At 36.9% G+C, this 14,812-nt stretch carries 14 protein-coding genes; 8 read left to right on the forward strand and 6 right to left on the reverse strand.

Annotated elements, in window-relative coordinates; translation table 11 throughout:
- Positions 1-54: 54 nt before the first annotated feature.
- From metK to DKG80_RS19070, 4 genes are all read left to right on the forward strand, one after another.
- On the forward strand, positions 55-1,305 hold the full coding sequence (gene metK / locus DKG80_RS19055) for a methionine adenosyltransferase (RefSeq protein ID WP_109832973.1): 1,251 nt from the start codon (positions 55-57) through the stop codon (positions 1,303-1,305).
- Positions 1,306-1,368: 63 nt separating this feature from the next.
- Entirely contained in the window at positions 1,369-3,381 is a 2,013-nt protein-coding gene (locus DKG80_RS19060) for a protein-disulfide reductase DsbD family protein (RefSeq protein ID WP_109833026.1), read from the forward strand.
- A 9-nt stretch (positions 3,382-3,390) separates the two neighbouring features.
- Positions 3,391-4,686 carry a peptidoglycan DD-metalloendopeptidase family protein gene (locus DKG80_RS19065; RefSeq protein WP_109832974.1) on the forward strand — a complete coding sequence of 432 codons (1,296 nt, stop codon included), beginning with the start codon at positions 3,391-3,393 and terminating at the stop codon, positions 4,684-4,686.
- A gap of 4 nt (positions 4,687-4,690) precedes the next feature.
- A complete protein-coding gene (locus DKG80_RS19070; RefSeq protein ID WP_109832975.1) occupies positions 4,691-5,272 on the forward strand; it encodes a nitroreductase family protein in 582 nt (193 codons plus the stop codon).
- On the opposite strand, the gene DKG80_RS19075 is transcribed toward DKG80_RS19070, so the two are convergent.
- Positions 5,273-6,256, reverse strand: coding sequence for a glycosyltransferase family 2 protein (locus DKG80_RS19075; protein WP_245907042.1), 984 nt, complete (start codon positions 6,254-6,256; stop codon positions 5,273-5,275).
- 115 nt (positions 6,257-6,371) lie between these two features.
- Between DKG80_RS19075 and DKG80_RS19080 the strand changes: the two genes are divergently transcribed.
- A complete protein-coding gene (locus DKG80_RS19080; protein WP_109832976.1) occupies positions 6,372-7,232 on the forward strand; it encodes a bestrophin family protein in 861 nt (286 codons plus the stop codon).
- A gap of 426 nt (positions 7,233-7,658) precedes the next feature.
- Positions 7,659-8,393: a DUF6503 family protein gene (locus tag DKG80_RS19085; protein WP_109832977.1), complete on the forward strand. Its 735-nt coding sequence runs from the start codon at positions 7,659-7,661 to the stop codon at positions 8,391-8,393.
- Here the strand turns inward: DKG80_RS19085 and lipA are convergent.
- Both lipA and DKG80_RS19095 read right to left on the reverse strand, forming a co-directional pair.
- Positions 8,390-9,280: a lipoyl synthase gene (gene lipA / locus DKG80_RS19090; protein WP_109832978.1), complete on the reverse strand. Its 891-nt coding sequence runs from the start codon at positions 9,278-9,280 to the stop codon at positions 8,390-8,392. The two genes, DKG80_RS19085 and lipA, sit on opposite strands and share 4 nt — an antisense overlap.
- Positions 9,281-9,406: 126 nt before the next feature.
- Entirely contained in the window at positions 9,407-10,105 is a 699-nt protein-coding gene (locus tag DKG80_RS19095) for a hypothetical protein (RefSeq protein ID WP_109832979.1), read from the reverse strand.
- Between the two features lie 204 nt (positions 10,106-10,309).
- Here DKG80_RS19095 and cysS point away from each other — a divergent pair, with 204 nt between their 5' ends.
- Both cysS and DKG80_RS19105 read left to right on the forward strand, forming a co-directional pair.
- Complete coding sequence (gene cysS, locus DKG80_RS19100; RefSeq protein WP_109832980.1) at positions 10,310-11,803, forward strand: cysteine--tRNA ligase; 1,494 nt, start codon at positions 10,310-10,312, stop codon at positions 11,801-11,803.
- 15 nt (positions 11,804-11,818) lie between these two features.
- Complete coding sequence (locus tag DKG80_RS19105; protein ID WP_221409161.1) at positions 11,819-12,118, forward strand: MTH1187 family thiamine-binding protein; 300 nt, start codon at positions 11,819-11,821, stop codon at positions 12,116-12,118.
- Positions 12,119-12,215: 97 nt separating this feature from the next.
- Here the strand turns inward: DKG80_RS19105 and DKG80_RS19110 are convergent, their stop codons facing one another.
- Genes DKG80_RS19110 through DKG80_RS19120 form a run of 3 tightly spaced genes read right to left on the reverse strand, consistent with a single transcriptional unit; the run spans position 12,216 to position 14,722 of the window.
- Positions 12,216-12,962 carry a ZIP family metal transporter gene (locus DKG80_RS19110; protein WP_109832982.1) on the reverse strand — a complete coding sequence of 249 codons (747 nt, stop codon included), beginning with the start codon at positions 12,960-12,962 and terminating at the stop codon, positions 12,216-12,218.
- Positions 12,959-13,702, reverse strand: a complete 744-nt coding sequence (locus DKG80_RS19115) for an SAM-dependent methyltransferase (RefSeq protein WP_109832983.1) — start codon at positions 13,700-13,702, stop codon at positions 12,959-12,961. Before DKG80_RS19115 ends, DKG80_RS19110 begins: the two co-directional genes overlap by 4 nt.
- Positions 13,703-13,708: 6 nt before the next feature.
- Positions 13,709-14,722: an FAD:protein FMN transferase gene (locus tag DKG80_RS19120; RefSeq protein ID WP_109832984.1), complete on the reverse strand. Its 1,014-nt coding sequence runs from the start codon at positions 14,720-14,722 to the stop codon at positions 13,709-13,711.
- Positions 14,723-14,812 lie beyond the last annotated feature (90 nt).

Consider the following 14,812-nt stretch of genomic DNA (forward strand, 5'->3'; position numbering starts at 1 on the left):
ATAGAGTTTAATAAAAATATGCCCAATAATTCTGGGCTCAATTAGAATAATATTATGCCATATTTATTTACATCTGAGTCTGTATCTGAAGGACATCCAGACAAAGTAGCCGATCAGATATCTGATTCATTGCTTGACCATTTTTTGGCTTTTGATAACCAATCTAAAGTCGCTTGTGAAACACTTGTTACTACTGGATTAACCGTACTTAGTGGTGAAGTGAAAACTAAATCTTATATAGATGTTCAATCTGTAGCAAGAGATGTTATTAACAAAATTGGTTATACCAAAGGAGAATATCAGTTTGACGGTGATAGCTGTGGTGTGATATCTGCCATTCATGAACAATCCCCTGATATCAATCAAGGTGTAGAAAGAGCTAAAGAAGAGGAGCAAGGTGCAGGAGACCAAGGTATGATGTTCGGTTATGCAACAGCAGAAACAGAGAACTATATGCCATTAGCTCTAGATCTTTCTCATATGCTATTAATTGAACTAGCTAAACTTAGAAGAGAAAATCAAGACATAACATATCTTAGACCTGATGCTAAATCACAAGTTACAATAGAGTATAGTGACGATAATAAACCTACAAGAATTGATGCTATTGTAATTTCTACACAACATGATGATTTCGCAGAAGAAACCGAAATGTTGACTAAGATTCAAGAGGATATTAAGACCATCTTGATACCAAGAGTGGTAGCACAATTGAAGCCTGAACTCCAAGCATTATTCAATGATGATATCAAATACCACATCAACCCTACTGGTAAGTTTGTGATCGGTGGACCTCACGGTGATACTGGATTGACGGGTAGAAAAATAATCGTAGATACATATGGTGGTAAAGGCGCTCATGGTGGTGGAGCATTCTCAGGCAAAGATCCTTCTAAAGTAGATAGATCTGCTGCCTATGCAACTCGACACATCGCTAAAAATTTGGTAGCAGCAGGTATTGCTGATGAAATCTTAGTTCAGGTTTCTTATGCTATTGGAGTAGCAGAGCCTATGGGTATCTTCATAAATACTTTTGGATCAGCAAAGGTTGACTTAACTGATGGTCAAATAGCTGAATTAGTAACTAAAGTTTTTGATATGAAACCTGCGGCATTAATCAAGAGGTTGAAATTGATGAACCCTATCTATTCTGAGACTGCTGCCTATGGTCATATGGGACGTACACCCGAAAATAAGACAGTAACGTTCCATAGCCCAACTGGTGATGTAACTCAAGAAGTTGAAACTTTTACTTGGGAAAAACTTGACTACGTAGAAAAAGTTAAAGAAGCTTTCAATCTTTAAGTTTCAAGACGGAACTTTTTGACATAATTTGCGATTAGTATGTCATTGCTAAATTTATAAATGATGAAGAAGCTAATCGCGATTGCTTTAATAATATTTTTGAGTCCAATTTGCTGGGGGCAAGTACTTCACCCTGCAGATTGGACTTTTTCCGTTTCTAAAGTTAACCCAACAGTTGGTGAGGAAGTTGAATTAGTCTTCGATGCGGTAATAGAAGAAGGGTGGTATTTATATTCGTCTGATTTCGACCCGAACTTAGGGCCACTTGTTACAGAATTTACCTTTGAAGCTAATGATAGCTATGAGTTATTAGGGAGTATACAGCCTCAAAACCCAAAGAAAAAGTACGATTCTCTTTGGGAAGGAGAGTATACATACTTTCGACACAAAGGCAAATTCATTCAGAAAATCAAAGTTCTTACTGAAAATCCAGAGGTAAAAGGAGGCAACTTTTATCAAGTATGTACGGATGTAGACGGTCGTTGTATTCCTTTTGAAGAAGAATTTAACTTTACTGCTTTACTCCAAGGAAAGTCTATTGAAAAAGCAGAAAAAAAACCTGAAGAGTCTACTTTCTCTATTAAATCAGAACAAGAATCCGGTGAGAATACAAGCGATGAAGAAAAAGGCATCTTGACAAAGAAAAGTAGTACTGACCCATATACACTTTTGACATTTATGATTGCAGCTTTCTTGGCAGGGCTCGCAGCGATTTTCACACCTTGTGTTTTTCCAATGATACCTATGACCGTGACTTTTTTCACTAAAAACGGAGGTAAATGGAAAGGTGTAATGTACGGCTTCTTCATCATATTAATATACACTTTAATAGGTGCAGTATTGGCTCCATTCATGGGGCCAACAACAGCTAATGAATTAGCCACCAACTGGATTCCGAACATAATATTTTTTACAGTATTCCTATTTTTTGCACTTTCTTTCTTAGGGCTCTTTGAGATTACGTTGCCAAGCAAATTTGTCAATAATATTGATCGTCAATCCGACAAAGGTGGCTTGATTGGTGTATTCTTTATGGCTTTTACTTTGGTGTTGGTTTCATTTTCCTGTACGGGTCCTCTTGTAGGAACTATCTTAGTTGAATCTGCAGGTGGGCAAGTATTGAAACCTGTATTAGGAATGTTTGCTTTTTCTCTAGCTTTCGCTCTTCCTTTTACCGTTTTTGCGTTATTCCCAAGCCTTATGAATGGAATGCCAAAGTCTGGTGGATGGCTCAATGAGATAAAGGTCGTTTTAGGGTTATTAGAACTAGCATTCGCATTTAAATTCTTAAGTATTGCAGATCAAGCTTACCACTGGCATATCCTAGACAGAGAAGTGTATTTAGCTATCTGGATTGCTGTTTTTAGTATTCTAGGGTTCTATCTTCTTGGTAAGATTCGAATGCCACATGATTCTCCTAAAGAGAAAACTTCAGTCGGGGGATTAGTTTTAGCCATTACGGTTTTTTCATTTGTCATATACCTAATTCCAGGTATGTTTGGTGCTCCACTTAAAGCCTTATCTGGCTATTTACCTCCTTTGACATCTCAGGACTTTATTCTATCAGCAAAATCAGTTGAAAATACAGAAAGTTATATTTGTGAAACACCTGACCATGGTGAAGAGCTACATTTACCACATGGATTACAAGGCTATTTTGATTATGAACAAGCTCTAGCATGTGCGAAAGATCAAGGTAAACCTTTATTTATAGATTTCACGGGGCATGGTTGTGTAAACTGCCGAGAAATGGAAGCTCGTGTCTGGTCAGATGAAAGAGTATTGTCTAGATTAACGAATGACTTTGTAATGGTTGCGCTATATGTTGATGACCGTACTGAATTGCCTAAGTCCAAGTGGTATACTTCTACCTATGACAGCAAAATCAAAAAAACAATTGGGCAACAGAACGCAGATCTACAGATTACAAGATTCAATAATAATGCACAACCTTATTATGTTGTTTTAGATACTAATGGTGATCTACTTCTTCCTCCAAAGGCTTATGACTTAAATATTGCTAACTTTGTTGCGTTTTTAGATGAGGCGAAGAAAATATTTTCTTCGTCTAAGTAAAATTGAGTTATGGCAAATAAGGGAAGAAAAAGGCTCTATTCATTTGGAGCAGCCACCGTTATCTTTGCGGCATGGTATTTTATTCACTCTTCCAATGTTCCTAATGATAAAGTGACGCCTGAACTAGTTATTCAGGATACCGTTCCACAATATGTCCCCAAATACTATCATGGCATTATTGTAGATTCTCTTGAGGTATATGAAGGGGTAATCAAACGCAATCAAAACCTTGCTAATATTCTTAATGAGTATAATGTTACGGATGAAACATTATATAACCTTTCGGTTAAGTCAAAAAACGTATACGATGTGCGCAAATTTGGCAGTCGTAAGAAGTACTCAATTTTATACGAAGAAAAGGACTCTCTAAAATATGCAACACATTTCATCTATAGACCTGACCCAGTCAATTTTGTAGTATTTGATATAAAAGACTCTATTGAAATATATAAAGATCAGAAGGAAATTGAGATAAAGGAAAAAGAACTAGCTGGTGACATAAATATGTCTCTTTATGTTGACATGATGGAAAATGGAGGACACGTTGAACTAGTAAATGAAGTTGCCGAAATTTTTGGATGGGAAGTTGACTTCTTTAGTGTAAAAAAAGGAGACACATATAAAATCATCTACGAAGAAAAGTATGTTGACACTACTATGGTTGGGATCGGACTAGTAAAAGCTGCATACTTCAATCATATGGGAGACTCTATCTACGCTTTCAACTTTGATCAAGGAGATGGTGGAGATTACTTTGACGAAGAAGGAGAAAGTTTAAGAAAAACATTCTTAAAGGCACCTTTGAAATTTTCAAGAATAAGCTCAAGGTACTCAGGTCGGAGATATCATCCTGTGTTAAAAAGATGGAAATCTCATTTAGGCACTGATTACGCAGCTCCTAGAGGAACTCCTATTTATGCAGCTTCTGACGGAATAGTTACACATGCTAGATATAAGTCAAACAATGGAAACTACGTCAAAATCAAGCATAATGGCAATTTGGCGACACAATATCTACACATGTCCAAAATAGCCAGTGGAATCAAAAAAGGTATAAAGGTTAAGAGAGGTCAGACAATTGGATATGTAGGATCAACAGGTTTAGCTACTGGTCCACATTTATGTTATAGATTTTGGCAAAATGGTGTTCAAGTTGATGCTTTAAAAGTTAAACTTCCCCCTGCAAAGCCAATTTACAATGAAAATAAGCTAGAATTCGATTCAATAAGATCAGTATTTACAGAGAGACTGGATCAAATAAACATCCCAGATCGAATAGTCGAAGATCTAACGGCATCAATATAAATTCATGGCAATCGACCCAAAACAACTAGACGAACTGATCAAATCAAGAAGATCAGTCTTTCCTGCTAACTATACAGGTGAAAAAGTAGATGACCAAATAATTGAGCAAATGCTTGAAAATGCGAACTGGGCACCTACTCATAAATACACAGAACCATGGAGATTTGTGGTATTTACTGAAGGAGGTATTAAATCTTTTGCCAATTACCAAGCTGATAAGTACCTAGAGAAAGAAGGCGATCAGTCAGAAGCTAATAAAGAAAAAAAATTAAGAACTAAACCTCTTGCTGCTTCTCATATTATTGCCATATGTATGAAGAGGAATAATGTAATTCCAGAATGGGAAGAAGTTGCAGCAGTTTCATGTGCTGTTCAGAATATGTTATTAACAGCTCAGGCTAATGGAATTGGAGCATATTGGAGCACAGGAGGAGTTACTTTTTATAAAGATGTCAATGCTCACTTTGGATTAGGCTCTGAAGATAAACTATTGGGATTTTTATATGTGGGGGTTCCAAAAGTCAAAAATCTCCCAAAAGGAAAAAGGAAGCCTATTGAGGATAAGGTTAACTGGGTAATAGAATAATTAAGCAAAAAACCAGTAATCTTCAATCACCTTTTTACTCATAGAATCTAGCTGTGCTTTAATTTCAATTTTTCCATCAGGTGAAGAAACTACTATCATGATTTGAGGATTATCCAGTTCTAAGATTGTGCTGTAGTGCTTCATTCTAACTCCATAAATATCCTTACCAATTTTAGAATCACTATCACATACCCAGATAAACTTCTGATTCCTTTCTGAAAGTAGTTTTGCAATGTCTTTACCATTCCTGCCTGCTCCCCATAAAACTAATGGTCTTTTTTGATCTCTATCAAGCGTAAAAAAGTTATTGAGCTTGAGCGAGAAATAACGATTGTCTTTATAAACATCCCAAGTTCTGGAAATACGATCACCTCTATCACGCCAGTAATGCAAAACGTAATCAATACCAATGATCTTCAACTTTTGCTTATAAAATCTAAAACACAAATCGTAATCCTCTGGATAAATATCCGAATCAAAAGCTCCTACCGCATCCATATCCTCTTTGTGCAAAAGCCATGAATGAGAAGGTATCACACACTCTGTATAGATTTCCTCAAGATGTCTACCTTCGCGGGCTACTTGATTAAGCCATTGTTCATATCGTCGGAAACCTCCTCCTACTTCACCTTGGTCTACGAAATGTTCCGTACCACCAGCTATGACATGACCCTTCCCATATTTCACCCATTCTTCATACATCACTTGAAGTTTATATTCCGGCATCTTATCATCTGAGTCCATTCTATTGATAAGCTCTCCTGTACATCTAGCATAAGCAAATTGAAGAGTTGGAATTAATTTAGGAGCAGTACTATCGTAGTATTTTATTCTAGAATCTATTTTAGCATATTCAGCTAAAATTTGTGGTGTATCATCAGAAGAATGATCATTTACAGCTAACAACTCCCAATTTTGATAAGTCTGATTGAGAATAGAGTCTAAACATGCGCTTAGATACGGAGCTGTATCTTTTGTCGCCATTATGATTGATATTAATGGTTTATTTCCACCCATGGCCACAAAAATGATCAAAATCATTCCAATAGCCATTATCTAAACTTCCTTCATTCCAAATCATTCTACATAGCTTTGTTAAATGCTCAACTACAATCCGCGCCACTGGATCATATTTCTGATCCATACTTACAGCAAAGACATCGTCAGCAGACTAATGCCAGGTCTAATAATGGTGGCAGTTTTTACTTCACTTATTACGTATGGTTTTGAAAAGTTTAACATCAACTATCAAAGTAATACAGCTGTTCACAGTATACTAGGTATAGTTTTAGGATTCTTTTTGGTATTCAGAACCAATACCTCCTACGATAGATGGTGGGAAGGCCGAAAAGTATGGGGTGCTCTGGTCAATAACTGTCGAAATCTCTCTATGAAATTGAATGCAATGGTACCAAAAGACCACCCATTATATGAACCAATGCAGATCTGTATATCTGATTACCCAAAAGCCTTAAAAGAACATCTAAGAAATGGCGTACCTGAAAGGCATGTACAATATCTTAAGAATAAGCTTTCAATCAGTGACATGGAGCATATTCCTAATGCCATAGCAAGAGAACTAATTATCAATGTCAATAAAATAAAAAAAGATGGAACAATAGATGGACATCAGTATAGAATATTAGACAGTGAGGTATCCTCTCTAACTGATCTTCTTGGTATGTGCGAACGTATCAAAAATACTCCTCTCCCTTTTTCATACGTGATGTTTATGAAGAAATTCATCTTTACTTATATCATTACACTTCCTTTCGCATTTGTAACTCAGTTTGGATATTGGACGATTGCAATAGCAGTACTTCTACTCTATATCCTTCTTAGTATCGAATTACTTGCAGAAGAAATAGAAGATCCATTCGGAACGGATATCAATGATCTTCCTACTGACGAATTATCTATTAAGATCAATAACAATGTAGAGGAGATTATGAAACAATAAATTATTAGAAAAACGTACGATATACGGCGAATAGAGGGCTTTTCATCTAAGTCAACTACTCGCCGTTTTTATTGAAATCCACTCAACCCTCGATTTTAGTCACTTATCGAAGAATACTTTCCAGTCGTCTAAAAGCACTATTCCGCCTCAGGAAAGTACAAAAATTCACTCTATCATTGTCTCATGAAAACAAGAAAAACAATTACCAAACGTCTTTTAGAAGAGCTAAAATTCGCCATCGAGTTCACTAGTTCTTGTAAAAACAACCAACCCGCTTTAGTACCAATAAGAGTCAAAAAGCGATAAGATATTTACGAGTAGGTTAATTAGGTTTATTTTTTGAAAGAGGTGTCTGGGGAGGCGCCTCTTTTTTTATGAACCTTTTTAAATTGTAAGTCGTTACGACCTTAATCAATTAATAAAAAAGTGATACGTAATAGCTTCTTACTTCTCCTGATAACTGTACTTGCAGCTTGTGAATATAATGATCCACAGCAAATTGTAGATGATGCAATATACGCTCATGGATTAAATGACTTATCAAATCAGTCTTGTGAATTTGAGTTTCGCGGTAAGCAGTATTCCAGATCAATGCAAAATAATGGCACAGTCTACACAAGGAGCTTTTCTGATAGTACTGGAGTAGTCTCAGACTCTTTAATCAACCATGATCAATTTGTTCGGTACATAGATGATAGTTTAGTCAATGTCTCCAGTCTATGGGCAAAACGCTACTCAAGTTCTATCAATTCGGTTCTTTATTTCTTTCAATTACCCTATGGACTAAATGATCAAGCAGTCATAAAAGAATTTGTCGAACAAAATATCCTCAATGGCATAGGTTATAACAAAGTGAAAATCACCTTCAAACAAGATGGTGGAGGAGAGGACTACGAAGATGAATTTTTATATTGGTTTAATGCCAAGACCAACGAACTAGATTTCATGGCCTACGCATATGCTACTAATGGCGGAGGTATAAGGTTTAGAGAAGCCATAAACAAACGCCGTATAGACGGGCATCTTTTCCAAGATTATATTAATTATAAACCTGCGTCAAAAGAAATCACCCTGACCGAACTGGATGATTTATTCGAACAGGGTGAGTTAATAGAGGTTTCTAGAATAATTAATGAGAATATTAAAATACTAAGTCATTAATCGATTGGTACGTTAGCATGACGCTCAGCATGGTAAGAAGATCTTACTAATGGCGAAGACTCCACATATCTTAGACCTCTTGCTAACCCTTCTTCCTTATATTTTTCAAATTGATCTGGATGGATGAATTCAGCTACTTCAATATGCATTTTAGTAGGCTGTAGATATTGCCCTAGAGTCAAAATATGCAAGCCATGTTCTACCAAATCATCCATAGCTTTATGTACTTCATCGGCAGTTTCGCCTAAACCAAGCATAATTCCTGATTTAGTACGTTTGCCGTATTCGTTAGTCAATTTAATTTGATCCAAGCTCCTTTGATATTTAGCTTGCGGACGAACTCTTCGATAAAGACCCTCTACAGTTTCCATATTATGTGAAACCACTTCCTGACCACCGTCTATCATTCGATACAGAGCATCCCATTTTCCTTTTACATCTGGGATTAGCGTCTCGATAGTAGTCTCAGGAGATATTTTCTTTGTCTCAATTACAGTTTGATACCAAATCTCTGCTCCACGATCTTTTAGTTCGTCTCTATTCACAGAGGTCAGCACTGCGTGCTTAACTCCCATAGTCTTAATTGCGTTTGCTACACGCTTTGGTTCCTCTTCATCATATTCGGGAGGTCTACCCGTAGCTACAGCACAAAAGGTACAACTTCTAGTACAGACATTCCCAAGTATCATGAAAGTAGCTGTACCAGCTCCCCAACACTCTCCCATATTTGGGCAATTACCACTTTCACAGATAGTATGTAGCTTATGCTCATCTACGACCTTTCGTACATTGGCATAAGCCTGACCCACAGGAAGCTTTACTCTCAACCAATCTGGCTTCTTTTTCTTTACAGCTTTTTCTCCTTCTACTACTGGTAACTCTATCATGTTCAATCGATTTGATTTGATGGCGGTCGACTAATTCACGCCAATTGAAATGTGTTGCCGCTTTTTATATTTCTTGCAAAGAAACACACAAGACCTCTAAAATCATAACTAGGAAGTACACAGACCTTACTTACGCTTACCGTAGAAAAAAGTAATGAAAAGTGTAGGGTAGAATTTGGTGTTTTTGTCGCTATCAACCATTAACTCCACTTCTCTGAAATAGTAATCAAACAAAGTCCCAACCTCAAAACCTGTGACATTGCTTTTAAAAGCTCCCATTTCGAAGCTTAAAGAAGCTTTTAAATTAAAACCTGCTGTGAGCTCCGATTCAAAAAGGCCTTCAAAGGGATATCCTGTACTTATTACTTCTCTATAATCATCTCCTGGCCGAAAATGATAACTCTCACCCTGATCATTAGTAACATAATATGGTGCGACAACTCCAATGCTTGGTCCTCCGGCGTAATCAACATTAATCTGTACCCCTTTAGAAGGAGTTTTCTTAAAGAGAATATGCCCTCTGCCAAATTGAAATCTTACTGGATATAAATAGTTTGTTTTAAGTGGTATAAACTGACCGAAACCAGTAGACAATTTAACCTCATCAGGATTCTTGAGGTTAACCATTTCAAAACCAAACGTACTAAACTGCTTTTCACCTCTAGACTTTGACCATTTGAAAATAAAGCCTCCTATAAGCCCCCCACGAGTATTTTTATTAACTCCCCATACAAACTCCTTGGTATAGTCATAATTTCCATCAGATTGCGCAATAGCGAAATCTGAGACAAAAAGAACGGTACATATGACAAGAAATCTCTTCAATGTAGTCAGCTTGAATGTATACTGATTTTAGTCTATTCAAATTAAAGCAGTAATGCTTTGATTTAATATAAAGGTGCTTAAGCTTTGCGAATTAAACGAATTTATCACTCTAATGTGGTCAACGGGAGAGAGTAAATTAGCGACTTATCCATATCGCTGGCCATTGAATTTCAATACCTGATTTTCAGGAACAACTTCGAATCGATGCTCAAGGATCTTAGAATCAACAATTCCCTTACTGGTAAAAAAGAACTTTTTGAACCCTTACACGCCCCTTTCGTCGGGATGTATGTCTGTGGACCAACTGTGTATAGCAATGTTCACCTGGGAAATGCACGTACATTCATCAGTTTTGATGTTATCTATAGATACTTAATGCACCTTGGCTATACCGTACGCTACGTCCGAAACATTACAGATGTGGGACATTTAACTAATGATGACGATGCTGGCGAAGATAAAATAGGTAAGAAAGCCAAACTTGAAAACATTGAACCGATGGAAATTGTTCAGCGATATACACAAGATTTCCATCAAGTCATGGAACAGTTCAATGCTCTACCCCCAAGCATCGAACCCAGTGCAACAGGGCATATCGTAGAGCAGATAGAGTTCATCCAAGAACTACTAAACAACGGACTAGCATATGAGGTCAGTGGATCGGTCTACTTTGATGTTAAGACCTACAATGAAAAGAACGACTATGGTAAACTGTCTGGACGCAAAATTGAAGAGTTACTTTCCAATACGAGAGATCTAGACGGTCAGGATGAAAAGAGAAATTCAGTTGATTTTGCATTATGGAAATCAGCTGAAGGTACAGATCATATCATGAGATGGAATTCTCCATGGGGAGAAGGTTTCCCAGGTTGGCATTTGGAGTGTACCGTCATGGGAACAAAATATTTAGGAAAACAATTTGACATACACGGTGGAGGAATGGATTTGAAATTTCCTCACCATGAATGTGAAGTAGCTCAGGCAGTTGGGGCACACGGATGTGAACCTGCAAAGTATTGGCTACATACTAACATGCTAACAGTAAATGGTCAGAAAATGAGTAAGTCTTTGAACAACTCTTTCTTACCACACGAACTGTTCAATGGTGATCATGAGTTACTTGATAGAGCCTACAGTCCAATGACAGTTAGATTCTTCATGCTGCAATCGCATTATGCAAGTACACTAGACTTCTCTAATGACGCTCTGAACGCGGCTCAAAAGGGGTATAGAAAAATGATGAATGGGCTGAAAACATTGAGAAAGATAGACTCTTCAAATATTGAAGCTGGAGAATTAAACGAAAAAGCTATTGGTCAAATTAATTCTCTGTGTGACAACATTTATCGGGCTATGAACGATGATTTCAATACTGCATTGACTATTGGTCACTTGTTCAATCTCTTGAAGAAAATTAATTCGGTGTACACACAACAGTTACCTTTAGCATCTATAAGTGAAGATGTCTTTGCTCGAATGAAAACAACTTACGAGGAAATAGTGATCGAAGTACTTGGACTAAAAGAGGAGTCTAATGTAGACGTGGAAGGACTGTTAGAAATAGTCATCAAAGAATATGCTGTTGCAAAATCTGAAAAAAACTACGACAAGGTAGATGAAATCAGAAATCAGCTCAAAGAGCAAGGTGTGGTATTGAAGGATACTAAGGCAGGTATTGACTGGGCATACGACGAGTAAACTATGGGAGCAATCATGAACTTCGCAATCTTTCCAGTTGACAAGGGTGCGCATATTGGAGAATACGTCAGCAAGGTGATATCGTACATCAAAGAGAGTGGTGTCACCTACCAACTTACCCCTATGGGTACCATAATAGAAGCCGACACGGTTCCAGAAGTCTTGGCAGTAGTAGAAAAAGCATACGAAATCCTCGACCCAATATCAGAACGAGTTTACTGCGTAATGAATATGGACTACAACAAGAAAAAATCAGGCTTGATCAAGTCCAAAATCAATTCTATTGAAAGTAGAATAGGAGAAGTAAATACGTAATTTCTATACACAAATAGAATGTCAACAATAATTAAAGGGTATATTATTTGCCGGTCTTAACTTCATCGTAAAACTCAAATAATTAGCTACCCTACGATCAAATTAGCAACTCAGCAGCCACTGCTAATCCAGCACCAAAAATAGCGATAGCCATTTTTTTACTATTCCATTTATGTTCGGGGCTAGACTCAATAAAAATCGTAGTCGAAATATGAAGAAAATTACCCGCTACAAATGCAAATAGGTAAGTCATCTGAGTAGTATTCAACACTCCTGTTTCTTCAAGAAAATGCCCTGCGAAAATTCCAATCGGTGAAGACAACGAAAATATCAACAACATCAGTAGTTGCGTTTTGACATTCTTATGTGCACACGCTAAAACCGACAACAAAGCAATTGCCGCTGGAATTTTGTGCAAAACGATGCCTGTCAATAAAGTTCCTTCAGAATGATCATGATTATGTACTGCTTCTGGATGAGCCAATAAAGTACCTTCCAAAAAGCTATGAACACAAAGTGCTAACATCAATGAGAAACTTCTCATACTTGTATGGCCTTCTCCATGACCATGAGCATGCATATGGCCATGTTCTACGCCATCAGAGAAATATTCCAAAAACAACTGGAAGAAGAATCCACCTAAAATAAATAAGCTCAAGTACAAGCTTGGAACCTTCGCCTCGAATAATTCTGGAAATATGTGAATCACCGTAATAGAAAACAAAAACGATCCAGCAAAGACCAATAAGTGCTTAACATTAGAAGTAATCTTATCAAATGACTTCATTGCCATCACTCCTCCCAAAATGGAAGAAAGAAATAATATTATGGCACTCTTTATCATGGTTTACGAATAACAAAAATTAAGCGATCAGATACTGCACTGTCATAGGGTGTCAAATAATAATCTCCATACTGATCTAGCACTTCTAAATTTTGTTTTTCGAAATATGTAATAAAATCCTCTCGACGGATCGCCTTTACCTTCTCATAAAACGCGTATTCTTTACCGCCGTCATTTATCTTTATCGACTTTTTGATGTAGTCATCCTCGGTATACTCTCTTTCGATTTCGAACTCGACACCGTCGATTATTTTCTGCTCACATTTCACCAGCTTATTGACTACTACATATGGATTAAGAAAATCAAGTATAAATAGACCATTGCTTTTCAAAGACGCTACTGTAGCCTCTATCACATCAAGGTTCTCTTCTTTAGTATCAAAATAACCGAAGCTTGTAAAGAGATTAAAAATGTAGTCAAACCGATCCGGACTATATACATCACGCATATCATGTATAGCAAATCTCAAAGAGTCATTTGCAAACTGATTGGCATGTTGAATGTTATTAAAGGATAAGTCAACACCTGTAACATCAAGGCCTTTTTTATTGAGGTAAATAGAATGACGACCTTTTCCACACGCTAGATCCAATACATTTGCACCTTGGGGAATATCATATTTAGCAACTAAATTATCAATAAACATCGCAGCTTCTTCGTAATTACGATGCTTATATAAGATGTGATAGTAATGTGTATCAAACCACTCGTCGAACCAATCTTTTTCTCTCTCTTTCAAAACTTGTTAGTCTAATACTTCTATTTGATTAATCATAGCAGGTGAAGTGTACCACTGAAATTTACCATTGTCATCAGTGTATATCAAAAAACCATCTACCCCATCTATTCGTTCCAGCATTTTTATAGATTCTTGAACTCCCAAGACCATGCATGCTGTGGCATATGCATCAGCCATGGTACAGTTTTCAGCAAATACTGTAGCGCTCAATAAGTTTCTGACTTCAGAATATCCAGTCTTGGGGTTAATAGTATGAGCTACTATCTTGTCCCCTGACATATGATAGTTTCTATAGTTACCAGAGGTAGCCATTGCCTTATCTTGTAAAAATGTAGTTGCAAACAAAGCACTTTTATTTGCTGTCAAACTCGGCTCATTTATACCTATTTTCCAAGTTTTGTTTTTCTTATTTTTTCCTGAACAAATCACCTCTCCGCCTATTTCAATCATAAAATCGTGAATCTGCTTTTGTCTTAGCATATCAGCTACTAGGTCTATAGCATAGCCTTTGGCGGAAGCCGAAAAGTCTAAAAAGAAACCATCTGGCTTAGTTGCTTCACTTTGATCAAAGGTCACTTTATCATACCCAACAAATTGTAATAGTGAATCTATTTTCAAACTGTCTATTCGAGCAGATTTGTCCTTACCAAATCCCCAAGCATTAACTAACGGACCTACCGTTGGATCAAATGCTCCATTAGACATTTCAAATGCCTCCTTACTCATTTCCATTACAGGATATATGAACGGGCTTCTAAACTGAATCTTATTGGTTTTATTGAACATCGACAACTCGGAATATGAAATATAAGTCGATAGCGATTCATTAAAAGCATTAAGTAACGAATCAATACTTGATTGTAAATCTCTATTATCAACATACTTAATAGAATAAGGAATAGGTCCCATAGTAGTGCCTGTTAAATGTTGAAGAGGCTCCTCCTTAGGCTGATGAATTTGTTTCCAGATGACGAGTACTCCTACGGCTAGGAGTATGATCAGAATTCGTCTTTTTTGCATAATACAGATTTTGAGTCCGCAAAGATAATGGCTTATCTCAATTCCTTTTTTCGATATTGATGAGACTCTGAGTATTAAGACTAATAGACA

Origin of the sequence: Reichenbachiella versicolor, assembly GCF_003171675.1 — a bacterium.
In the GTDB taxonomy this organism is placed as follows: Bacteria; Bacteroidota; Bacteroidia; order Cytophagales; family Cyclobacteriaceae; genus Reichenbachiella; species Reichenbachiella versicolor.